The following is a 418-nucleotide window of genomic DNA, read 5'->3' as shown; positions in this document are numbered from 1 at the left end:
ATTATTTTGACCTTCCGCGAATCGCTGCCAGGCCGACATCGGGTTCGCCGTTATCGGCCGCTGGAAGCGTGCTGGACGCCATGCACCGATGGCTATCACCGTATTTTTTATCGTCTGGAAGGGGAGAGTGCGGAAGACGGCAGCGTGATGACACTGCGCAGTTTTCTCGATAAAGACGGACATCCGATTGATGTCGAGGATATTAACGATCAGGCACGCCATCTGGTGCGTTTAATGCCGGTGCTGCGCTTGCGTGATGCCCGTTTTATGCGCCGTATTCGTAACGGCACGGTGCCAAATGTCCCTAATGTGGAAGTCACCGCGCGCCAGCTCGATTTCCTCGCCCGTGAGTTATCCTCACATCCGCAAAATCTCTCTGATGGGCAGATTCGTCAGGGACTTTCCGCAATGGTACAGC

The 418-nt window shown here is 54.8% G+C and carries 1 protein-coding gene; it reads left to right on the top strand.

The window, feature by feature from the left end; genetic code table 11:
• A partial coding sequence (locus tag FHC48_RS23100; RefSeq protein WP_220420644.1) for a DUF2813 domain-containing protein occupies positions 1-418 on the top strand: 418 nt, incomplete at both ends.

This window comes from Enterobacter sp. EC_50 (assembly GCF_019584525.1).
Classification (GTDB): domain Bacteria; phylum Pseudomonadota; class Gammaproteobacteria; order Enterobacterales; family Enterobacteriaceae; genus Enterobacter; species Enterobacter roggenkampii.
The sequence above is the reverse complement of the archived record's forward strand: the minus strand, read 5'-3'. Positions and strand labels throughout refer to the sequence as shown.